Here is a 22581-nt window from a genome sequence, read left to right on the forward strand (position 1 = left end):
CTGGACAATCAGATCACGAAGTTCGCGATCGCCTCGTTGAAGGTTATGTCCTCCCAGCGAACGTCGGAACGGTCGAAACTCTCGTGCAATGCCTGAAAGTTTTCCGGCCGTTTCGTTTCGATGCCCAAAAGCACGGATCCGAAATTGCGGGCTGACTTTTTCAGATATTCAAAACGCGCGATATCGTCTTCCGGACCAAGCAAAGACAGGAAGTCCTTCAGGGCACCCGGCCGCTGAGGCAGCTGAATCACATAATATTTCTTCAGGCCGGTAAATTTCAGCGCCCGTTCCTTCACTTCCGGAAGCCGCTCGAAGTCGAAATTGCCACCCGAAATGACACAGACGATTTTCTTGCCCCTGACCCGGTCCTCCGGCAGCCTGTTCAAGGCATCGACGGCCAGCGCTCCGGCCGGTTCCAGAACGACCCCTTCTATATTGAGCATGTCGATCATGGTCGCGCAGACGCCGTCCGTCGGCGCCAGCACCACCTGTTCCGGGGAGAGTCGGGACAGCTGTTTGAAATTCTCCCGGCCGATCTGGGCGACGGCCGCCCCGTCGACGAAGTTATCAACCCTTTCCAGACGGACACGTTCACCGGCCAGCAGACTTTCGTGAAGGCTGGGCGCCATGTCAGGTTCGACGAGAGTGAATTCGGCATTCATGCCGGTCTCTTCAAAGTATTTCGTAACACCAGCCGCGAGTCCGCCGCCGCCCACCGGCATTATCAGGCGGTCCCAGGTGTATCCGTCCGGGCTTTGTTCAAGAATTTCCTTTGCTACGGTTGCCTGACCACGAATGATTGTCGGATGATCAAACGGCGGCACCATCAACCCGTTGTGAGACGCGCAATAGTCGATGGCTGCATTGTTCGCAGCGTCGAAGCCGTCTCCGAGCAGCTGGATCTCGACCAGCGGAGCACCGAAGGATCTTGTCTTCAGAATTTTCTGCTGCGGTGTCGTCAAGGGCATGAAGACCACACCCCGTTTGCCGAAGTGACGACATGCAAAAGCAAACCCCTGTGCGTGATTGCCGGCAGACGAGCATACAAACAGAGACCGGTCCGGTTCGCTCTCCAGGGCTTCGCGGATGAAGGCATAGGCGCCGCGAACCTTGTAGCTGCGCACGGGAGTCAGGTCTTCCCGCTTGAGCCAGATGTCTGCCTGATGAAGATCGGAAAGGTACTGGCTTCGCTGAAACGGAGTTGGTTTCAAAACGTCAGACAGCAGTTTGTGTATCCGGTTCGTATCGTCTGCAAATTGACCCACGTCTTGTTCTTTCCCTGATTTTCAGCACCCTGACACGTGACACCAAACTGTACGCGAACGGACAAGGAGACAGACCGAAATCCCGCTGTCCGGCTCTAAGGACATCGTGATCCGTCCGATCTATCGGATTCCGCAGCCAAGTGAAGGGTCAGTTCGACCAAATCCTGTAATTTTTCCGCCAGACTTCGGGTTTTGGATCGAAAAACGCAACAGCCTGTTCCGCAAACGACCCGGCAGGCAAGCCGGCAGCCTCCTTCCCCCAATCCCCTGGTGTCCAAAGTCGAAAACCGAAATCCTTCTGCTCATTGTCAGTATCGGACTTTGAGAAGCCGTACCGGACCGGATTGTCTTTTAGGCAAGGTTACAGTAGAGCGTTTTGCTGATCGATGTGTCCGACCAGAATGAGGGTGACGCTTGGTAGACTTCCTGGATGCCGCAGACGCTTTGGCGCGAGAACTGGAGCTCCTGGAGGACGTCAGCCTCAACCCCGAACATCGGCACCTGTGGTTCTGGGAATGCCCCAGATGCCTGGTCGCGCCGAAGAACCTGACCACCAATCCACTCTTTGAACAGGCATCACACAAGCTTGAAACGAAAGGCTGGCCGGTGAATGTGCGCAGTACAGGAGGCGACGTGACCCCGCAGGGCGCAGGCATACTGAACGTGTCCCACGTCTACGCCACCCGGTCCGGTGCATCGGTCGATCTGAAACAGGAATACGATCGTCTTTGCACACCAATCGAAGAAGCTCTTGGAACCGGTGCCAACCGGGGGTGGAAGCCGGGCGCCTTTTGTGACGGTGAGTACAATGTACAGCTCAACGGCCTGAAATTTGCCGGAACCGCCATGCGGATCCGCCGAAGCAAGGCCGACAGAAGCCGAAACGCCATTCTTGCGCATGCGATCATGCTCGTCGACCCGGTCTCGGTTGAAGCGATCGACGCCATCAACATGTTCCTGAATGCCTTGAGTGAGCCGCGCCAGATAGACATAGCTGCTCACACCAGCCTTCCGGACGCGTACACCAAAGATACCTTTGTCGGAACTCTGACCACCGCGTTTTTGGGATGCTAACGATCTCAATGCAGTCAAATTGATACTAGAAATCTTTGCTCGCCGATCCGTGAGAAGACGCTTTTTGCTGGAATTGTATCGCAATTTCGACATTTGCTTTCTTGCGAACCGATTACTTTGCAACCCGGTTTCTAGGTTTCGGACCTGAGAAGAAGGACGCCAATACGTCTTCTTCCACCGGTTCGCGAACCCATTTCCTCTAGCAAGCTGGGAGTCAACGTGTCCGATTTAGCTGCGCAACGCGAACACTGCATTGAAATGACCCGCAAAGGGCAACCTGCACGCACCAAGAACCCCTTTTTCGGCGTCGGCCCGATCACCGACATGGTGCTGGACGACGCGGAAGGTCGCAAAAATACCCTCGCGTTCAATCGTTGGCTTGAAAGCACGTATCGGAAACTGGATGACAAGGGCAACGACATCGGACCGTTCACCACCTCTGAAATCGGCAGATCCATGCACCGTGGCTATCCGGCGGATGCCATCCTTCTCGATATGATGCACCACATCCACCGCTATTTCGGTTTCCCGAAGTCCAATCAGGTTGCTGTCGGTCTGGGTGGTGGGCACAGCGGCTTCACGGTCGCCATCATGCACATGATGAACCCGAATCTTGAGGGGCAGAAGCTCTTTGTCGATACCCCGAAGCCTGAATCGGACGACGCCAGGGCCGGCGGTTTTTTCCGCCAGAGCTGGGGCACGCAGATTCTGGAGCTGCAGCAGTTTGCAAATAACGGCCACGCGGACAAGGTTGTCTTCGCCGATCGTGAAGGAACGATCCCAAGCGCTGATCAACTGGAAGCCCTGAACATTTCTCTCTTCGTTGGTGTTGGTCACGAGACCACCGGTGCAACCACCTACACGGAGGAAGAAGTTGTTTCGCTGCTCGCCTGGTTGGACCGCGACCCGGAAAACCGTCACGCAATGATTGATGCAACATCGATGCTGGGTGCCATGCCCTGGTCGCAGGAGGTTGTGGATGCCTTCATGTCGAAGTGCTGCCTTTTCACGCCGTTCCAGAAGGCGATCGGCGGGATTTCGGGTTATTTCCTGGCCTCTTTCACTCCCGCTGCCATGCAGCTAATCGAGGACAACCAGAAAAATCCGGCCTGGGCCATTGCACGCCAGTTGAAACTAGTCGTGCCGAAAGACGCGAAAAAGCCTCTGACCGGTGACAAGACCGTCGGACTAGGTCCATTCTATGATCCGGACGCCAACAAGATGACCGGTGGTGTGATCAACACGTTTTCCTCCCTTGCATTCGCCGAGACCACATACGGTTTGCTGCGCGTTGAAAACATGTTTGGGCCGGTCTCCGTCATGAACCGGCGCTCGGCTGCAAACCGCCAGTGCATCAATGACTGGCTCGCCGGTCAGAGCCTGCTGGAGCCAGGTGTCGACAATGCTGAAAAGCGCGGCGCCGCCGTCACGTTGCTCAGGATCAATGACCCCGGCATCACCGATCCCGACATTCACAACCGCATCATTTTGCGGTCCAAGCAGCTACTCGGATACGAAGGCCTGACCCATCCAAACGGCTGGCACGAGCCCGGGCTGGACGCTGCGCGGTACGTCAATGCCTTTCCCGGAACCCCTGGCGATTACCGGGCCTGGATCGGAGGTATTCGCGATACAGATGACATCGTCGCCCTTCTCGAAAATATCACCTATGCCTATTACCGCGCCAAGGTCGTTGTTCTGGAAGAAGTCCTGGCCGAGACCGGCACGACATTCGAAGTCGAGGCGACAGGAGAAACCACCACACGCAAGGACGATCCGAACCGCGCCTATCGCATTCTGATCGCGGACCTGGTCGGCTTGAAGCCCGGTGCCGACGGCCAACCCGACCCGTCCGAGGTCAGGGCCCACATTGAAGCCCGGGGTGCCACGTTCACTCCGGGAGGTTGGGACGGGTCGAACCTTCCGGCCGGTCAGCATTTTTTCTATTTGCCGGACCTCAGCACGCACGAAGAACTGACCGCAGCATGCTGCGGCAATCAGTATGATGCGGTGATCGCAGCGGCGACATTCTTCCCTGAAAGTGCAACGTTCCCAGAAGGCGGCGTACGCATCGGTGCCGGCACCGGCAACATGACCTGCGCCTGCTGGGGCGGCGGCAACGGCACCGGCGGATCGGCTCCGCTGATGAATACACCGAGTTTCAACAGCCGGGCGACCGCGCAGATGGTGATGAAATCCCTGCTCAAGGTGATGCCGGACCTCGACGTCGCCGAAATGCATGACCGCGTTGTCAAGGGTGACTTCGACACCGGCAAGCACCTGCGCGACTATCCCACCGAAAAGCTGGAAGGCAAACGGATGGGTGTGATCGGCTATGGCAATATCGGCCGCGAAGTTGCAAAGCTGGCGAAGGCCTTCGGCATGACGGTCACCATCCATGCGCGCGCGCACCACCGGGACTGGATCGAGTCGGAAGGATTTGTTTATGCCGCAACTGCCGAAGAGGCAGCGGCAGGAGCGGACGTGCTGTCGCCGCACACCGGTCTTGGCGCTAAGGGAGCAGACGGAACCTTTGCCAATGCCGGTCTTGTCGGCACATCTGTTTTGAGCCGCTTGAACGACGGAGCGGTTCTCGTCAACTACGATCGCGGCGAAGTGGTCGATACCGATGCGCTCGCAGTGGCCCTGGCAAGCGGCAAGGTCCGCCATGCCGCCATCGACGCCGACCTTTTCGTGGCCGACGACGGCAGCCTGTTTGGTCCGATGGTGCCGTACCGGCCACTGATTGAGTCCTATCCTGACCGGTTGGAACTGCTGCCCCACGCTGCAGCCGATACCGAACATACATCCCGGGTCGAAGGTGCCAGGCAGGCTGTCGACCAGATCCTGAGTGCAATCCGCTATCGCAAGGTGATCAACGTCAAGGGCGAGGTCCCGGACGGATACGTCGGTTCCGGGGTACAGACGGTTCCAGGTGTTGGTGCAGTGTCCGCAGGAAACATTGCCAGGGCTGCGGAAGACACCGAAGCGCTTTCGAAACTGCGCGAGACATCAGAAACGCTGTCGGCAATCTGGGGCGCAATTGAAGCCACGCATGATCCCGTCCGCCGAACGGAATTGATCGCGCGCCATGGCAAAGCCCTGACGCTCGCCGCCAATGTTCTGCAGCGCGAATGCGATACATACGGTCTGTTCGGTCGCTACGAAGACTGACTGGAACAGGCAACTCAGGTCGCATCGACTTTCGTTACATCGGAAAGCGAGGCGAGCATCTGGGATCGAAACATTACATCTGACAAGGCACCCGGAGGTGGTTCATCGCCCCCGGGTTTTTTGCCGTCTGAGAAAAGAACCTTTGCGTTTTCGCCGGATTTTCGGCGCACCGATCCCACCGAGATCATCATAAGTCATTGAAAAAATACAACAACATACGCCCCTCCCAATAGCATCCATTTCGACGTTTCGTCTGTTTCCGGAAGGCGGACTGAATGCCGCCTTGTGCTCTTTGAGTTAAATTGGTAAGAAAAATATACCAATCGCGATTTTCGCGACTGTTCTGGCCATTGGGAGTGCTGGTGTGAAACTGAGTGACTGCAACAATTTCCAGGATTTCAGGAAACTCGCGAAAAAGCGTCTTCCAGGTCCGATCTTCCACTACATCGACGGCGCAGCCGACGACGAAGTGACCTACCGCCGCAACACCGAAGCCTATGCATCCTGCGACCTGGTTCCCAACGTTCTTGCCGGCGTCGAAAACGTCGACATGAGTGTTGAGGTCATGGGTCAGAAACTCGACATGCCCGTCTATTGCGCACCGACCGCCCTGCAAAGGCTGTTTCACCATGACGGTGAACGCGCGGTCGCGCGTGCGGCAACGAAATACGGGACGATGTTCGGTGTGTCTTCGCTTGCCACCGTTACGGTCGAAGAGATTTCAACGATTGCCAACACGCCGAAGATGTTCCAGTTCTACTTCCACAAGGACCGTGGCTTGAACGATGCCTTGCTGGAACGTGCAAGGGAGGCAAATTTCGAGGTCCTGGCGCTTACCGTTGACACCATCACCGGCGGCAACAGGGAGCGTGACCTGAGGACCGGCTTTACCTCGCCGCCGAAACTCACTCTGGAATCCCTGTTGAGTTTTGCCGCGCATCCCATGTGGGCGTGGAACTTTTACACCAAGCCCAAGTTCGACATGCCGCATCTGTCCGGTTACGTCAGCGAGGGAACCAATGTCGCCGTTTCCGTCGGCAACTATTTTTCCACGATGCTCGACCAGTCCATGAACTGGAAAGACGCCGAAGAGCTCTGCGCCAAATGGAACGGGCAGTTTGCTCTTAAGGGCATCATGAGCGTTGAAGATGCCAAGCGGGCGGTTGATATCGGCTGCACAGGGATCATGGTGTCGAACCATGGCGGCAGGCAGCTGGACGGTTCGCGCAGTCCGTTTGACCAGCTTGCCGAAATCGTCGATGCGGTCGGCGACAAGATAGATGTGATCTGCGAAGGCGGTATTCAGCGCGGCACGCATGTTCTCAAGGCCCTGTCGGTCGGTGCAAAGGCATGCTCCGGCGGCCGTCTCTACCTCTATGCGCTTGCCGCCGCAGGCCAGGCCGGCGTCGAACGCGCCCTGGGCAATCTGCGAACGGAAATCGAACGCGACATGAAGCTGATGGGAATCACCAGTCTGGACCAGTTGAGCCGGGACAATCTGCGGTTCCGAAACGACATCTGACGACGTCCGCTTTGGCGACCAATTCCCGATACGGGCAGCGCGTTCATTTGTGAACTGCTGCCCGGCACAAGCGCTGCGAACCGGGTTCTTTGGAACCGTCGTTTAACTCGCCTCTGCAAGCAGACTTGCATTGCCACCGGCGGCCGTCGTGTCGATACACACATGCCGCTCCATCCGGCACCGTGCCGCCAGATCGTCTTCCGCAAGGAGCGGGATCAGGCGGCCTGACCGATTGGCCAGATGCCTGCGGGTGGTTGCGAGATCGTCCGTTTCGCTCCAAAGCGCGACGGCATCAAAGCCGTCGATGTCTTCCAGCGCCTTTCGGGAAAGGAACCCGTCCACGCTGCTCACACCGCTGGCTCCAGGAACAACAACGACCGCAGTGCAGCCATTTGCCCGTGCCGTATCTGCCTGACGATCCGCGGCAGCCGCTGTTGGACCAAGGCAAAGAACAGTACCCCGGCCAAAAGTTGAAAGCCGGTTGGATTCACCGGTCGGACCCGGCAGGGAAATCGATTCCAGTCTTGGATACCGCTGCTGCCTCGCCTTTGCGAGCAGCGCAGTCACGTCCGCCGGGTCAGCTTCGGGTCCCGAAACAGGTTTCAGGGTCTCCATGCCCGGTTTTGCAAACCGTGGCACATAGTTCGGGCCGCCTGCCTTCGGACCGGTGCCGGACAGCCCCTCACCGCCAAACGGCTGGGATCCGACAATCGCTCCGATCTGGTTCCGGTTGATGTACATGTTGCCGACATTCAGCCGCGACGTGACCTGTTCGACCCGGTCGTCGATCCGCGAGTGCATGCCGAAGGTCAGGCCGTATTCGGTCGCGTTGATGGCATCAACAACCGCATCCAGTTCATCAGACCGGAATGTTGCGACATGCATCACCGGTCCGAAAATCTCCCTGGTCAGGTCCGCGATGCCGCCGACCTTGATGACAGCAGGTCCGACGAATGTTCCTTCGGAAGGTGTGCCCAGTTGCTTGAGAAGGCGCCCTTCTTTGCGCGCGGTTTCGACATGCGCATCAATTTCCGAACGCGCACCTTCGTTGATAACCGGACCGAGATCCGTGCGATAGGACCAGGGATCACCCACAACGAGTTCGTCCATGGCACCGTAGAGCATCTCCAGAAACGGCTCGGCAATATCTTCCTGAAGATAAAGTAGGCGCAGCGCTGAGCAGCGCTGACCCGCCGACTGGAAGGCGGACGCGATGATGTCCTTGATCGCCTGCTCCGGCAGCGCGGTACTGTCGACGATCATCGCATTCAGGCCACCGGTCTCGGCGATCAGCGGCGCCGAAGGATCGAGGGCACCGGCCATGGCCCGGTTGATCGTCTGCGCAGTCGCCGTCGAGCCTGTAAAACACAGTCCCTTGATGCGCTGGTCCGCGCTGAGTTTCGCGCCGACCACTGACCCCCTTCCAGGCAGCAATTGAAGGCAGGCTTGCGGGACTCCCGCCTTGTGCAACAGACGAACCGCGACACTGGCGGTCAGGGATGTCGGGTCTGCAGGCTTTGCCAGCACACCGTTTCCCGCGGCAAGCGCTGCTGCAATCTGTCCGGTGAAGATCGCAAGTGGAAAGTTCCAGGGCGAAATGCACGAAACCAGGCCGCGTGCCGGCATCCGGAGTTCCTCGGCCCGGGCGGAGTAATAACGCAGGAAGTCCACCGCCTCGCGCAACTCGGCGATCGCGTCGAGCGGTGTCTTGCCGGCCTCCCGGGTCAGGACGGCAAAGAGTTCGCCGAAATTCGCTTCATAAAGACAGGACGCACGTCTCAGCACTTCCGCGCGCATGCCCGCGGACGCCGGCCACGCCTTCGCACCGGCAAGCGCTGTCTCGACGTCCGTTTCCGAGGCAAGCACCACGCTGCCGACTTCATCCTCATGGTTCGCCGGATTTATTACCGGCTTCACCTCGGCGCTGTCGACTTCGCCGAGGATCAGCGGTTCCACGTGCCACTTGTGTGTCCTGAAGGGCGAGCGCGCGGCCTCGATCCCGGCCAGATCGTCCGTATCGTGGAGATCCCAGCCCTTCGAGTTCTGCCGTTCGGAACCATAAAGATCAGCCGGTTCGGCGATCGGGCTTTTTCCGGCAGCCGTTCTCAGCGTTTCGAATGGATCCGCGGCCACCGTTTCCGGCGACACCTGCGTATCGACGATCTGGTTGACGAACGAGCTGTTCGCACCGTTCTCCAGAAGCCTGCGGACAAGGTACGCCAGAAGGTCGCGATGGGCACCCACCGGCGCGTAGATCCGGCAACGGCTGTTGCCTGCGGCCATCACATGGTCGTGCAGCGCTTCGCCCATGCCGTGAAGGCGCTGGAACTCATAGGCGGACGGATCGGCCGCCATCTCCAGGATTGCCGCAACCGTGTGCGCATTATGGGTCGCAAACTGCGGATAGATCCGGTCGGTCATGCCCAGCATCTTCTGCGCGCAGCAGATATAGGAAACATCTGTCGCTGCCTTGCGCGTGAACACGGGAAATCCGGACAGTCCCTCGACCTGCGACCGCTTGATCTCCGTGTCCCAATACGCTCCCTTGACGAGGCGCACCATGATCTTTCGGTCGAGCGCGCTCGCCAGTTCGTAGAGCCAGTCGATCACGGGACCTGCCCGCTTGCCATAGGCCTGGACGACGACACCGAAACCATCCCAGCCCGCCAGCGACGGGTCGCGTAGCACGGCCTCGATCACGTCCAGCGACAAGTCCAGCCGGTCTGCTTCTTCCGCATCGATGTTGAGCCCCATGCCGGCATCACGGGCCATTTTCGCAAGCTCCAGCGTGCGCGCAACCAGTTCGCTCATCACCCGGTCACGCTGACCGACTTCGTAGCGCGGATGCAGCGCCGACAGTTTGATCGAGATCCCCGGATTGTTGCGGATGTCATCTGACCGGCAGAGCGGGGCAAGGTTCCCGATCGCGTCGGAATAGGAGGTATAGAATGCGTCCGCGTCGCGCGCGGTCAGCGCCGCCTCGCCGAGCATGTCGTAGGAATAGGTATAACCCTCCTCTTCCTTCTTCGCGCCACGCTTGACCGCCTCGGCAATCGTTTCGCCAAGCACGAATTGCCGTCCCATTTCCTTCATTGCCCGCCCGACGGCGGTGCGGATGACAGGTTCGCCGACGCGCTTGATCGCGCTCTTCAGGATGGCCGCCATGCCCTGACCCTCCTGCAGCACCTTTCCGGTCAGCATCAGGGCCCATGTGGACGCATTGACCAGGGACGAACTGGACTTGCCGAGATGTTCACCCCAGGCCGATGGCGCGATCTTGTCCTCGATCAGCGCATCAATGGTTTCCGCGTCCGGCACACGAAGCAAAGCTTCGGCAAGACACATCAGCGCGATGCCCTCTTCGCTCGAAAGGCCGTATTCGGCCAGGAAGACTTCCATCAGGCCAGGCCTGGTGTCCGATCGAATGGCCTCGACCAGCGTGACTGCCCGGGTTTTTGCCTTTTCCCGGACATCGGGTGGCACGGGCGCGGCCCCCTTGAGGTCCGCAAGGACGGCGGCTTCACCGCGCAGGTGATTGGCACGGATGGAAGAGCGGATATCGGTCAGGTCTGGCACGGAAAACCTCATCGGTGAAACTTTCCGCCATTATACTCAATCTTCAAAAGGCACTTTTCCCGACATGTGCTATCTTGCAATCAAGAAAATCAAAATTACAGGGTTTGACAGGGCATATGACGGCAAAAGAGACAGAAATCGGGAAACTTGACCGCTTCGACCAGAAAATCCTGAAAGAACTCAGCCGGGAAGGCCGTTTGCCCGTGACGGACCTTGCAAAACGCGTGGGACTGTCGAAGAGCCCCTGCCAGGTGAGGCTGAAGCGGCTGCAGGCGGAAGGCTATATCCGCGGCTACAAGGCGGTTATTGATCAGGCGAAACTCGGGCTGGAACACATCGCCTTTGTCGAGGTCAAGCTCAAGGACACGACCGAACAGGCGCTGAGCGCCTTCAACGACGCCGTCCGCGCGGTGCCTGAAATCGAACAGTGCCACATGATTGCCGGTGCTTTCGACTACCTGCTGAAGGTGCGCACAAAAGACATTGCCAGCTACCGCGCCATCCTCGGCGAAACCATTTCCTCACTGCCCCATGTCGGCAACACCTCCACCCACGTGTCGATGCAGTCCGTCAAGGACGATGCGGGTTGAGCGCAGAATGAGTGCAGCGGGGGTCCTGTTCACGACACAACGATGCAGGGCATAAGACCGGTTCTGCCGATTATTTTTCAACCACTGCACGAGATTTTACACGCTCTCTCTCGATCTCGGCATCGGTGACCAAGAAACTTTTCCCTCAAATGCAAGATTGGAGTTATTTGGTGCGGTAAAATCTGAGTGGCGACGGTGATACGTCGTGTTGCAGAATGATCTCATGCAAAGCATCAGAAACGAATGCATTTCCAGGCCCAAATGCCTTAGGACTAAGCCACAAATGACGATCTTTGATCATATCTTCATGCAGCGCTATTTCGCGTTTACTCTCAGATAAAAAAACCGTACTGACTCTGGTGATTTGTTTTCCAGAGGGATTCATTCTGATGTCAAGGTTGATCCTCCCCCTTTGAAGTGGTCCGCCGTTATGTTTAGGAAAACGGAGGATCAAAATGGCTACGAAACGTCACAAGCCAGAAGAAATTGTCTCGAAGTTGCGGCAGGTTGAAGTCCTTGTCGGCCAAGGGATGCCGAGGATCGATGCCATTCGACAGGTTCGCATCACCGAACAGACGTTTTACCGTTGGCGCAAGCAGTATGGTGGGATGGGAACCGACCAACTGAAAGAACTCAAACGCCTTCAGAAAGAGAACGAGCGGCTGCGCAAGGCGGTCTCTGACCTGACCCTAGACAAGCTGATCTTGTCAGAGGCCGCAAAGGGAAACTTCTGAGCCCCGCCCGTCGTCGCGCCTGCATCGATCATATCCGCCAACATCTCGGCGTGTCAGAGCGTCGAACCTGTCGTGTTTTGGGTCAGCACCGATCCACGCAGAGGAAACGTCCAGCAGGGCGTGCTGACGAAGAACGTCTTGTGGCGGATATGATTGAGCTGACCCGCCAGTATGGCCGTTACGGCTACCGTCGGATTGCTGCTTTGCTCAGAGAGGCCGGTTGGCATGTGAATGACAAGCGTGTTGAGCGACTTTGGCGACGAGAGGGGCTGAAAGTTCCTATGAAACAACCAAAGAGAGGGCGGCTCTGGCTGAACGACGGATCATGTGTCCGGTTGCGACCAGAGTATCCCAATCATGTCTGGAGTTATGACTTCGTGCATTGCCGAACCAATGAAGGAAAGGCATTCCGGACTCTGAACATCCTGGACGAGTATTCCCGAGAGTGCCTGGCAATCCGGGTGAAGCGAAGGCTAAACTCCACTGACGTGATTGATGTGCTGACGGATCTCTTCATCCTTCGAGGTGTTCCAGCCAACATCAGATCAGACAACGGGCCGGAGTTCGTTGCTCAAGCCGTCAGGGACTGGATCAACGCTGTGGGTGCCAAGACCGCTTATATCGAACCAGGTTCGCCATGGGAAAACGGATATTGCGAGAGCTTCAACGCCCGGCTCCGTGACGAACTGCTGGACGGAGAAATCTTCTACAGCCTGAAGGAAGCGCAAATCCTGATTGAACAATGGAGGAAACATTACAATACCAAGCGCCCGCACAGCGCATTGGGCTACCGACCACCGGCACCGGAGACCATCGTCCGGATGGACCAAAGCCCAGTCATGCACTAACAATCAAAATGGACCACTCAGGTGGGGCAGATCATCACGAGATCTCGTCAACTAGTCTTCAATGCGGGAATAGCGCGACAATACGGTTACGACCTAAGTGCTTTTGATCTACTGGCAGCAGCAATTTTTGTAGCGACCGATGCGTCAGATATCGAAAAACGGCAACTTCTTGTCACGGCGATAAATGCTCTGTTTTCTTGGAGACATCAGCTTTCAAGAAAAAAATTCATAGCGCAGGCCTACTGATACCTGAAGCATCTGCGTGTTTTTGTAGCATGTGATCTGCTGCTTTGTTTGTCCTTGTTTTGAAGTTAGGCTATTTCCGATTTGGAGTGATTACTCAACGTGCCGCCCGAAACGCGCTTTAGAGCGGAGTGCGCCCCATAGTATCTGGGGTGGACTAGGCCGTGGACTCATAAACGCGTAGCCAAAGGCGGATCGCCGCGAGCTTCACGAAGGTAAGGAAGTTGGCGGCCCGCTTCTCGTAACGGGTGGCAATGCGGCGGCAGTGAAGGTGTTTTTAATAGTCTAACGCGCCATCGATGATCGCTTATCCGCAGGTTGTATCTACAGCTTCTGGAAGTCTTCCAGAATATCCAGCAGCTCCGCCAGGCGCTTCTTGCCGATGACCTCCTCGATGCGGGTCGCGATGGCCTGTGCCTGGTCCAGCTTGTCGTGGATGATCGCCTGACCGGCCCCGGTGATGGCGACCGTCTGCTTGCGCCGGTCCTTCTCGTCCGCCTGTCGGGTCACAAGACCCTTTTCCAGGAGCGTCTGCACGATCCGGGTCTGGCTCGGCAAGAGCAGGCAGGCCCGCTCGGCCAGTGATGACGCGTCCTGCGGACCGAACTCCTCAAGAACCCTGAGGATCCGCCACTGCTGCTCGGTGATGCCGCAATCCGACAGCATCTCGCGGATCGGCCCCATGACCTTCTCCCGCGCCCGGATCAGCGCAATCGGAACGGAGCGTTTCGTCGAAGGCAGCGCAGGGGCGCCAGTGGTATTCAGGTCGTCGGTCATTGTCGGCTCATAGCGAATTGTGGTGCGGTTGGACACAAAAAGTTTGACATCGTCATCTCAATATACTTAACATAGCAAATATTGTGCTGTTAAGAAAAAATTGTGCCGCTCATAACGCCCGAACTTTCCGCAACCCCGGCCCGCGGAACGGTTTTCAGGTTTTTTGACATTCTCGGCGCACCCACCGTCAGGCCCCTTCGAGGAACATGAGAATGCGGTTTTCGACCTATATCACGGATGGCGAGACCTTTTACGGGGCGATAACCGATGCCGGTGCGATCTGCCTTTCCCCTCTTTTTCCCGAATGGCCGACCCTCTATGACGCAGTGGCGGCCAATGGTCTGGACACCCTCTCTGCCGCCGCCCAGGGACGGCCGGTCACGCACGCAAGTTTCTCCTACGAGATGGTCCTGCCGAATGCGCCACGGATCCTGTGCGTCGGCGTCAACTTTCCGGATCGAAACGCGGAATACAAGGATGGCAGTGCGCAGCCCGAATACATGTCCCTTTTCCCGCGCTTTGCCAGCGGCTTTACCGGCCATGACCGCCCCCTGATCCGGCCGCCTGAAAACCACACGCTGGATTACGAGGGCGAGGTCGCGATTATCATCGGCAAGAAAGGCCGTCGGATCCGCGCGGAAGACGCATACGACCACATCGCCGCCCTGACCCTGTGCAACGAAGGCACGATCCGTGACTGGGTGCGGCACGCCAAGTTCAATGTCACCCAGGGCAAGAACTGGGACAGGTCCGGCGCCCTTGGCCCCTGGCTGGTACCGTTCAGGAATGCTTCCCAGCTGGATGAAGCCCGGATTATCACCCGTGTGAACGGAGAGGTTCGGCAGGACGATTATCTGAAGCGCATGATGTTCCCGGTCCGCGAGGAGATTGCCTATATCTCCACCTTCATGACACTCATGCCGGGCGACATCATCGTCACCGGAACGCCGACCGGCGCCGGCGCGCGTTTCGATCCGCCGCGTTATCTGAAACCCGGCGACGTGGTCGAAATAGAGGTGGACGGGATCGGTGTTCTACGCAACGGCGTGGAGGACGAACAATGACACCGGACGATCACGCAAGAGCAGCCGCCGACCTGCTTGAGGCGGAAAGGACCGGAGAGCAGATCGGGCTTCTGTCGCTGCGTCATCCGGAAATCGGCATGGACGATGCCTATGCCATCCAGAATGCGATCTATGCGCAAAAGCTTGCCGAGGGACGAAAGGTCATCGGCTGGAAGATCGGCTTGACCTCCAGGGCCATGCAATCCGCGCTCAGGATCGACATTCCCGACAGCGGCATCCTTTTCGACGACATGGCATTTCAGAACGGGGGAACGGTTCCCGGCGGCCGGTTTATCCAGCCGCGCATCGAGGCTGAAATCGCTTTCATCATGAAGGCAGCAATCGGTGGTCCGAATGTGACACGGGATGACGTTCTGGCGGCCACCGGGCATGTCGCCCCGTCCATTGAAATCCTGGACACCCGGATTCTGCGGGCCGATCCTGAAACAGGCAAGGTCCGGACGGTCCATGACACCATCAGCGACAATGCCTCCAATGCGGGTGTGGTTCTCGGTAACGAACGTCATCCGGCAGACGCCTTCAACCTGCGCTGGGTCGGTGCGCTGGTGTTTCGCAACGGTGACATCGAGGAAACCGGCCTGGGTGCCGGCGTGCTCAACGACCCGGCCGAGAGTGTCGCATGGCTGGCGCGTCGCATGGCCGGATATGGCCTGAACATCGAACCCGGAAATATTATCCTCTCCGGTAGCTTCATCCGGCCAATCGAGTGCCCCGCAGGCACTGAAATACATGCCGACTTCGGACAATTCGGAACAGTGGACATCAAGTTCGCCGAATAACATCAACGTAACCGCGCTCAAATGGCACCGCGCCACGGCATCTTCATGCTGCCAGTCGAAAAAGAAATTCCCCGTCGGGAATAATCCCTCATCCGATCCGTTTCCCTCATGACCGCGCTGTTGCGGCTCGATACTTTTTGAGAGAGACCGATATGGAACCGATTGCCCCTTGCCGCCTGATGGCAGCCAAACGCTCTTATGCCGTGCGCCGCGTGAACCTTGCCGAGTGCACCCACATCGTCAAGACGGCCTTCAGGCCGGAGCCGGGCGACCTGGTTCTGGCACGGGTCCAGGCAATCGGATCGCACAAGCGTATCGAACTGCCGAACGGCCGGAAAGCCACGCTGCACGAAGGTGACGAAATCCTCCTTGCCTACGGCAACAGGTATGCTCCCGATCAATACGAAGCCTACGTCCCCGAAACGCTGGAACCGTGCCACATGGTAGCTGCCGGCGGGATTGCGGCCTGCGCGGTGTCATGGCACGACAGGTTGTCCGGGCCCACCGGGATTGAACCGGTTGGCGTCCTGTGTCATTCCGATGGAACGGCGGTCAACCTGAAGCAGTTCGCCCTGCCGACGGTGGCTTGTCCGATGCCGGCCGCTGTCTTCGGCGTTTTCGGCACATCCATGAATGCCGGCAAGACAGCGACTGCAGCCTCCCTTGTGCGCGGTTTTGCGGCCAGTGGCTATACGGTGGGAGCCGTAAAGGTCACCGGAACAGCCGCCGGCGGAGACCCCTGGCTGATGCAGGATTCGGGTGCTGCCCACGTGCTCGATTTCACCGATGGCGGCCTCGCCACAACCTTCGGTACGCCGCTCGACACGATCGTCGGAACAACCCGGAACCTGTTGAGAACGTTGCACAGGTCCGATTGCGACGTTGCCGTCGTCGAGATCGCGGACGGCCTTTATCAGGACGAAACACGTCAGCTCGCGGCAAGCCCGCTGATGCACTCCCTGTTTGACAGCGTCGTCTTCGCGGCCGGAGATGCGCTCGGCGCTGTTGCCGGGGTCAACAGGCTCGAGGCTCACGGCTATCAGGTGCTCGGAATTTCCGGTTCGGTGATGCGGTCGCCTCTGGCTGTTCGTGAGGCGACGGTGAACCTGAACATACCTGCGTATTCCCTGGCAGACCTGCAAAGCCCCGTGACCATTTCCGGCATCATGGACAACACGGTGTCCGGCCGGCTTGTCGCGGCGCAGTGACATGCCGCGCCAAACAGCTGATCCGGGCATTCCACCCCTGTGGAATGTCCGGCGCGTCATCGTTTGCACCGGGTTGATCCTCATCGGGATTGTTCAGACGCTTGGCGCAATCGCGCTTTCAAGCAGCGCCGCCGCTCTTCTGACAGGAGCAAAAGACATCCATGGACTGCCCGTTGCGCCGGCTCTTGTCGCCGCGGCCCTCACCGGGTTCGTTTCATTTGTTGTCCAGCACAGGACAGCCGAGCGCTTTGCTCTTTCTTACGTGCACGATGTGAGGGTGTCTTACGCCCGGCATGTGCTGTTGCTGCCGTTTGACGGCAAGTCCCCTGAACTCGGACTGTCACTGACGCGTCTGGTAAATGACCTTGGTGCCGTCAAGCTCTGGCTCTCCAGAGGTCTGCTGGCCCTGGTAACGCTGGCAGCTTCCCTGCTCACATTGACATTGTGGCTCGCACTGGCGGAACGTTCCTTCCTGGTCCCGCTGGTGTCCTGCCTGGCCCTCTGGACGCTCGGCATTGCCCTCGCGCTGGCCCCGCTGCGCAAAAGCATCAGGCGATCGCGTCAGAAGCGCGGACGTCTCGCCGTCCTGCTGGGACGGGCACTGCCAGAGCGCTTGCCGCTGTTGATGCATGGCAAACTCGCACCCGTGACAGACAGGCTCACCCGGACAAGCACCGAAGTTTGCAACCTGCTCGTCACCCGCGCGACCTGGTCCGGCGCGATGCGTGCACTGAGCCGCGCAACATTTCCTTGCGCCGCTGGTGTCTTTGCGCTGACGGAAGGCATTGAGGACGGAAAAATTGCGCTATTCCTGTTGATTTTCGCTTTCGTGTCAACGCAGCTCGAATCCGGAGCTGCAGGACTGGAGTTCTTCGAGGCGTACAGGGTTGCGCGTGACAAACTGCAAAGGGTCTTCAATCTGCCGACGCTGGCACCATTCAAGACCGTGGCGGAACAGGTCCCTGACTGGCAAAAGTCGATCGAAATCGTCTTGCTTGAATTGCCGTCGGGCGAAAAATTGTCGGCCGGAATTGAAGCTGGCGCCTGCACCAGGATCTGCCGCGACAACACAAGGGACCTGAGGCACATCGCCTTGAGCCTGAGCGGTCTGACCAGAAGGCCGTCACAAGAGCGAATTTTGATTGACGGTGTCACCTTCGCCGATATCGGCCGGAAATCGCTTTGGCGCAACGTCGCGCTGCTCTCTCCCGAAAACGGGATCCCTGCCTATCAGAAAAACCGCCCCGCCTTCCTGTTCGGCGCCAGAAGGGATCCATGCGGGGACGAGCAGGCTGCCGTCAGATCGTCCTTGGGACTGGACGAAGACTGGACGGCAGACGTGACACAAAAAATGCCTGAGTCCGAACGGGTCAGGATCCGTATTGCACGTGCTCTTTTGAGAAAACCCAAATTGCTCATCGTTCATGACGACAGCCTGAGCAGCAATGACTGTCTGGCGTTGCGCTTGCAGGAGCTTGCAACTGACCACGGAACAACACTTGTGATTCTGGCGAAAAATGACCCTTCGTGAAATTCGATCAACTCACGGAAACACCGGTTGTCATTTTAGAGAAAACCCGGAAGCAGACGTTCTGCTTCCGGTGTGCTCAGCAAAGACCCTCCGCCTGCAACAACCCTGCGCCATAAACCGGATCATGGCCGCTCTCCCCCAGATCGTGCGCGCTCGCCCTCAGAAGTTCGTAAATCTCTTCAGGTGTCTTTTCGGTGTGACGCGCCCGCAGCAAGGCGACAGCTGCCGATGCAAAGGGGACGGCAAAAGATGTTCCTGTTTTCCATTTCGCCCCCTTGACCGAGGCAGCGGTCCAGACATTCACACCCGGGGCTGCCAGATCGATATAGGCACCCCGGTTGGCGCGGCGATAGACGCGCTTGTTCCGATCGACCGCGGTGACCGCAAGCACCTCCTCATAGGCTGCTGGATAGACCGGCTCCCCATTCGGTCCGTTGTTTCCCGCCGCAGCGACGATGGCAACGTTCTGTTGCCTGGCCAGATCCCGCAGCGCCGCACCGACGACGGTGTTTTGCGGTCCAGCAAGGCTGAGGTTGATCACGGAGACATTTTGCGCGGCAAGACTGTAAAGCGCAGCCACAAGCGTAAAGGCATCTGCCCGTTCATCACGTCCCGCCCGGTGGAATGCATCAACGGCGACCAGGCGCACATTTGGCAACAGTCCCGGAACCCGCGTTCCCGGCTGTCCGACCAGCAACGCTGCAACCGCGGTGCCATGACTGGCCTTTGAAGCAGGACGCTGGTCACGCGTCTGCCGCTGGACGGTCAGGTCGGCGCCGGCGAATACAGGATGCTTTTCGTTGATACCGGTATCGATCATACCAATGGCCCCGGACCGGGTGCACGAGGCTTCGTCCCGGCGAACCGGGTCAGGCCAGTTTACAAGCTGAAAAGCTGCACACGTCTCGCCGACGCATGTCGTGCCCTCGCTCTCGGGCCGGTAAAAATGATTGTAATCCGTGTCCCCGACCGAGGGTAGCGACCGGACGGCATCTCGTGCATCCTGCAGCGGCAGGCCGTCGGGCACCGCCAGCCGGTAGTAGTCTTGGCCGCGCACGACGGAGCGTTGCTCCAGAACCCTGTAACCTTCATCCAGGAGGCTTTGCAGATCTTCGGTATTGATGTTCAGAACAATGATTTCGCCGGCCACGAAAAGAACCGGTGGAGCCGTCGTCCTGCGCGGTTGCGACGCCGGCCTGTCGCCCGCGCCAAGCAACCTCCGCAATGGCGCGAAGATCGAGCCCGCACCTGAAACACCGGAGGCCGATCGGTCCGAACGCGGCAAGGTCCGTTGCTGCGCGCCAGAACCTGAACCTGCTCCGGTCCCTTGTCCTGAGTTCGTGTCACTGTCATCGTCGTCGTCGCCATCATCATCGCCATCGTCGTCATCCGCGATCGCCGATGACAGGAACAGCTCTTTTGAGAGGCCGGTTTCAAACACGGGAAAGAAGAGGAAAAATGCGAAACCAAGGGCGATCAACTTGCTCATTTTCAGTCCTTTCAGGCACCGGCACTTTTTTCGGGAATAAACCAGTGTGTCATTCGTATTCCTATCAATTACGTTTGAGCGGCCTGAAAATTCCATCGGCTGCCTGATTTCCAGAAGGTTGTTGAATGCCGGATTCCTTCCACATCGCACTTACCGAAAAATTGCCCAACCTCAGGCGGTTTGCGCTATCACTGTGCAAGGCTTCACATCTGGCCGATGACCTTGTTCAAATCACGGTGGAACGGGCGCTGGTAGCCAGAAACAGCTACGATCCCGCATCAAGAATAGAGGCCTGGCTCTTTCGCATTCTGAAAAACGCCTGGATTGACATCACCAGGAAGCAGCGCGTCAGAGGACAGGAATTCGACATTCACGACGCACCTGATCTGGCCGGACAGGAAAACCACAAGGGCGACGACAGATTGATGGTTGCCAATGTCGTGGACGCTGTCGAAGCTCTCCCCCTGGAGCAACGCGAAGTCCTCATCCTCATATGTTTCGAAGAATTGAGCTATGCAGAAGCCGCCGAAATTCTTGACATTCCCAAGGGGACGGTCATGAGCCGGCTGTCGCGTGCACGCACCGCCATCGCCGTGAAAGTTGGAATAAAATGAGCTTTGAAACGTATTCCGCCCAGGACCAGACCAATGACGGATAAAACAAAGATGACAGATGAACTCATCATGGCCTATGCGGACGGCCAATTGCCGGATGCGGAGGCACAAGAGGTCGAAGCCGCTGCGCGAACGGATGCGGTCATCCGCGAAAAAATTGATCTCTACAAGGAAACCGCGCACAGGTTGAAGGCAGCCGCAAAGGACATCCCACCGGTTCCCGACGCTCTGGCCCAGCGGGTTTCGTCCCTGCTCGAAGCCGACACTGCGGAGCGCAATCTTGGTGCCTCGGACAATGTCGTCGCCTTCGCACCGAAAAAGTGGATACGCCAGTGGCCCGCAGCGCTTGCAGCCTCCATAACGCTTGCCATCGGTCTCGGTACCGGTATCGCGATCGGACCATCCGGCACTTCCGCCGGCAAGCCTCCATTCGGAATTGCCGCACTTGCAGATCCTGAAATTTCGGAAGCGCTTTCCAATGCTGAATCGGGCAGCAGTATCGCCCTGGACTCTGGTGCAACACTGAACCTCATTGCGTCCTTCGTCGATGCGGATGATGAATTGTGCCGTGAGTTCGATTATGAAAAGGCCACAGGACCATCCATCGTCTCGGTCGCATGTCATTCAGGCGGCACCTGGCATCCAAGGATCGCGATCGCCGCCAATAAGGAGCAGTCAGGCGATTTTGCACCGGCATCGTCACTGGAAGCCCTGGAAACCTGGTTGTTGTCTTCAGGCCTCGGCGAGCCACTGGACATCGCAGGTGAAAGCAGGCTGCTTCGCGAGTTGGGCATGAAGCCATGAAAATCGGGATTGACGGGCGCCGCCGCACTACGCGCGCCAAACGTCATACATGCGCCGGAAAAGCAGAACCGGCCAGTGGTTCGAAGCTGTCAATGTCGCTTCAAACCGAAAACATCCTGTTCATCCGTTGGATCGCTTGAACAGAGCCGGCGTTGTCCCCGTCCATCGCTTGAACGCTACCGAAAAAGCGGCCTGGTCGGAAAAATCGAGCAGGAAAGCGACCTGGGCAATGCTGCTTTCCCCGATCAGAAGACGCTTGGCAATATCGCATCTTGCAGCCTCTGCAAGCGCCTTGTAACTGGTTCCTTCCGCGCCGAGGCGACGCGTCAGCGTCCGCCGGGTCATGAACAGCTGCTCGGCAACTTCGTCCCCGCTGGGCAGATGCCCCGGCAGTTGCTTGCGGACTACGGCGACGACTTTTTCCGAAAGGCTCTGACTTTCTCGTGGCATCTGCTCAAGGCGCGCATCGCCGTGGGCCTGCAGATGATCGAGCAAGGCGGAATCGAATGTGGGGATCGGATAGCTCAGACCATCTCGCGGCAATTGCAGTCCGCTCATGGACTGACCATTGACAATCTCACAACTCACGAACTCCGACAGCCGCTTGCAGTGAGCCTGGTCGTTGCAGTCCAGATGAAGCGTCAGGGGACCGAAATCAGGTCCGGCAATCTGCGTCACCCTCTTGTACATTCCAAAAACGAGAAGTTCCCGATGACGCGGCGCCTGATGACCTGACAGCACGGCGCTTTCAAGCGCAACAATCGGCCCGTTCTCGTTTTTCAGGAGTTTGAACTGCAGATGCGGGTCTTCAAGCGCATAGTATTTTTGGGCAAATCCGAAAACCTGACCAACCGTTGCACTTGCATTGGCCAGATATGCCAGAAGAGTTTTTGAACCTGGCGTCGCGAGCCCCGTTCGGGCTGCAAAGGTCTGATCCTTCAGCGCATCGCACGCCTGTGTCACCAAGGCGGCTTCAGCCGCCAACTCCACCTTTGAATTTTGATCGGTCAGCACGGAGGGTTCGACACCGGCATTTTTCAGAAAATCCGTGAATGGCTGCACGGCTCCGGGCTCTTGCGCATACACCCGGGCCACGTGCTTCAGTCGGTAGGCGCTAATTTTCGGCATTTCTCTATACCACCCCCGGTTTTCCAGGCGAACACCTCTCTTCCGCTGGTCGATGCTGCCTGATTGTCCAGAAAAATGAAATACGTGGCCAGACCTCAAAAGAACGAACCACGAGTTTTCACCATCTCACCGGTGTGAAC

General features: G+C 58.0%; 16 protein-coding genes and 1 pseudogene. 11 read left to right on the forward strand and 6 right to left on the reverse strand.

Annotation, left to right across the window (positions count from 1 at the left end; genetic code table 11):
- Window positions 1-8: 8 nt before the first annotated feature.
- Window positions 9-1265, reverse strand: a complete 1257-nt coding sequence (ilvA, locus tag ACO6TI_RS30690; protein ID WP_055113097.1) for a threonine ammonia-lyase IlvA — start codon at window positions 1263-1265, stop codon at window positions 9-11.
- Window positions 1266-1679: 414 nt separating this feature from the next.
- On the opposite strand from ilvA, the gene ACO6TI_RS30695 reads away from it, so the two are divergent.
- The 3 genes from ACO6TI_RS30695 to ACO6TI_RS30705 all read left to right on the forward strand — a co-directional run bounded on the left by ACO6TI_RS30695 (window position 1680) and on the right by ACO6TI_RS30705 (window position 7035).
- Window positions 1680-2339: a lipoyl protein ligase domain-containing protein gene (locus ACO6TI_RS30695; protein WP_422384011.1), complete on the forward strand. Its 660-nt coding sequence runs from the start codon at window positions 1680-1682 to the stop codon at window positions 2337-2339.
- Window positions 2340-2597: 258 nt separating this feature from the next.
- Complete coding sequence (locus ACO6TI_RS30700; protein WP_422385352.1) at window positions 2598-5513, forward strand: NAD(P)-dependent oxidoreductase; 2916 nt, start codon at window positions 2598-2600, stop codon at window positions 5511-5513.
- A gap of 364 nt (window positions 5514-5877) precedes the next feature.
- On the forward strand, window positions 5878-7035 hold the full coding sequence (locus tag ACO6TI_RS30705) for an alpha-hydroxy acid oxidase (protein WP_029061262.1): 1158 nt from the start codon (window positions 5878-5880) through the stop codon (window positions 7033-7035).
- Window positions 7036-7137: 102 nt separating this feature from the next.
- On the opposite strand, the gene putA is transcribed toward ACO6TI_RS30705, so the two are convergent.
- A complete protein-coding gene (gene putA / locus ACO6TI_RS30710) occupies window positions 7138-10623 on the reverse strand; it encodes a bifunctional proline dehydrogenase/L-glutamate gamma-semialdehyde dehydrogenase PutA (protein ID WP_422384012.1) in 3486 nt (1161 codons plus the stop codon).
- 104 nt (window positions 10624-10727) lie between these two features.
- Between putA and ACO6TI_RS30715 the strand changes: the two genes are divergently transcribed.
- Both ACO6TI_RS30715 and ACO6TI_RS30720 read left to right on the forward strand, forming a co-directional pair.
- Window positions 10728-11201 carry an Lrp/AsnC ligand binding domain-containing protein gene (locus tag ACO6TI_RS30715; protein ID WP_104701066.1) on the forward strand — a complete coding sequence of 158 codons (474 nt, stop codon included), beginning with the start codon at window positions 10728-10730 and terminating at the stop codon, window positions 11199-11201.
- 455 nt (window positions 11202-11656) lie between these two features.
- A protein-coding gene (locus tag ACO6TI_RS30720) for an IS3 family transposase (RefSeq protein WP_196878866.1) occupies window positions 11657-12783 on the forward strand; the annotation gives its coding sequence in 2 pieces (ribosomal slippage) (window positions 11657-11921 and window positions 11921-12783; 1128 coding nt in all).
- 400 nt (window positions 12784-13183) lie between these two features.
- Here ACO6TI_RS30720 and ACO6TI_RS30725 read toward each other — a convergent pair.
- A pseudogene (locus ACO6TI_RS30725) lies at window positions 13184-13294 on the reverse strand (IS5/IS1182 family transposase); the annotation flags it as partial.
- 56 nt (window positions 13295-13350) lie between these two features.
- Window positions 13351-13803 (reverse strand): homoprotocatechuate degradation operon regulator HpaR, encoded by a 453-nt coding sequence (hpaR, locus tag ACO6TI_RS30730; RefSeq protein WP_055404238.1) that lies wholly within the window; start codon window positions 13801-13803, stop codon window positions 13351-13353.
- A gap of 212 nt (window positions 13804-14015) precedes the next feature.
- Between hpaR and ACO6TI_RS30735 the strand changes: the two genes are divergently transcribed.
- The 4 genes from ACO6TI_RS30735 to ACO6TI_RS30750 all read left to right on the forward strand — a co-directional run bounded on the left by ACO6TI_RS30735 (window position 14016) and on the right by ACO6TI_RS30750 (window position 18406).
- On the forward strand, window positions 14016-14867 hold the full coding sequence (locus ACO6TI_RS30735) for a fumarylacetoacetate hydrolase family protein (RefSeq protein WP_422384013.1): 852 nt from the start codon (window positions 14016-14018) through the stop codon (window positions 14865-14867).
- Window positions 14864-15667: a 2-oxo-hept-4-ene-1,7-dioate hydratase gene (hpaH, locus tag ACO6TI_RS30740; RefSeq protein ID WP_350185743.1), complete on the forward strand. Its 804-nt coding sequence runs from the start codon at window positions 14864-14866 to the stop codon at window positions 15665-15667. The genes ACO6TI_RS30735 and hpaH overlap by 4 nt, the downstream gene beginning before the upstream one ends.
- A 152-nt stretch (window positions 15668-15819) precedes the next feature.
- Window positions 15820-16875 (forward strand): DUF1611 domain-containing protein, encoded by a 1056-nt coding sequence (locus ACO6TI_RS30745; protein ID WP_196916242.1) that lies wholly within the window; start codon window positions 15820-15822, stop codon window positions 16873-16875.
- A 1-nt stretch (window position 16876) separates the two neighbouring features.
- Window positions 16877-18406, forward strand: a complete 1530-nt coding sequence (locus ACO6TI_RS30750; protein ID WP_422384014.1) for a hypothetical protein — start codon at window positions 16877-16879, stop codon at window positions 18404-18406.
- A gap of 76 nt (window positions 18407-18482) precedes the next feature.
- Here the strand turns inward: ACO6TI_RS30750 and ACO6TI_RS30755 are convergent, their stop codons facing one another.
- A complete protein-coding gene (locus ACO6TI_RS30755) occupies window positions 18483-19895 on the reverse strand; it encodes a S8 family serine peptidase (protein WP_055113117.1) in 1413 nt (470 codons plus the stop codon).
- A gap of 125 nt (window positions 19896-20020) precedes the next feature.
- Between ACO6TI_RS30755 and ACO6TI_RS30760 the strand changes: the two genes are divergently transcribed.
- Entirely contained in the window at window positions 20021-20509 is a 489-nt protein-coding gene (locus tag ACO6TI_RS30760) for an RNA polymerase sigma factor (RefSeq protein ID WP_104701057.1), read from the forward strand.
- Window positions 20510-20542: 33 nt separating this feature from the next.
- Window positions 20543-21313 carry an anti-sigma factor family protein gene (locus ACO6TI_RS30765; protein ID WP_422384015.1) on the forward strand — a complete coding sequence of 257 codons (771 nt, stop codon included), beginning with the start codon at window positions 20543-20545 and terminating at the stop codon, window positions 21311-21313.
- 120 nt (window positions 21314-21433) lie between these two features.
- On the opposite strand, the gene ACO6TI_RS30770 is transcribed toward ACO6TI_RS30765, so the two are convergent.
- Window positions 21434-22441: a helix-turn-helix domain-containing protein gene (locus ACO6TI_RS30770; protein ID WP_104701055.1), complete on the reverse strand. Its 1008-nt coding sequence runs from the start codon at window positions 22439-22441 to the stop codon at window positions 21434-21436.
- Window positions 22442-22581 lie beyond the last annotated feature (140 nt).

It is taken from the genome of Roseibium album (assembly GCF_965233825.1).
Taxonomy (GTDB): Bacteria; Pseudomonadota; Alphaproteobacteria; order Rhizobiales; family Stappiaceae; genus Roseibium; species Roseibium album.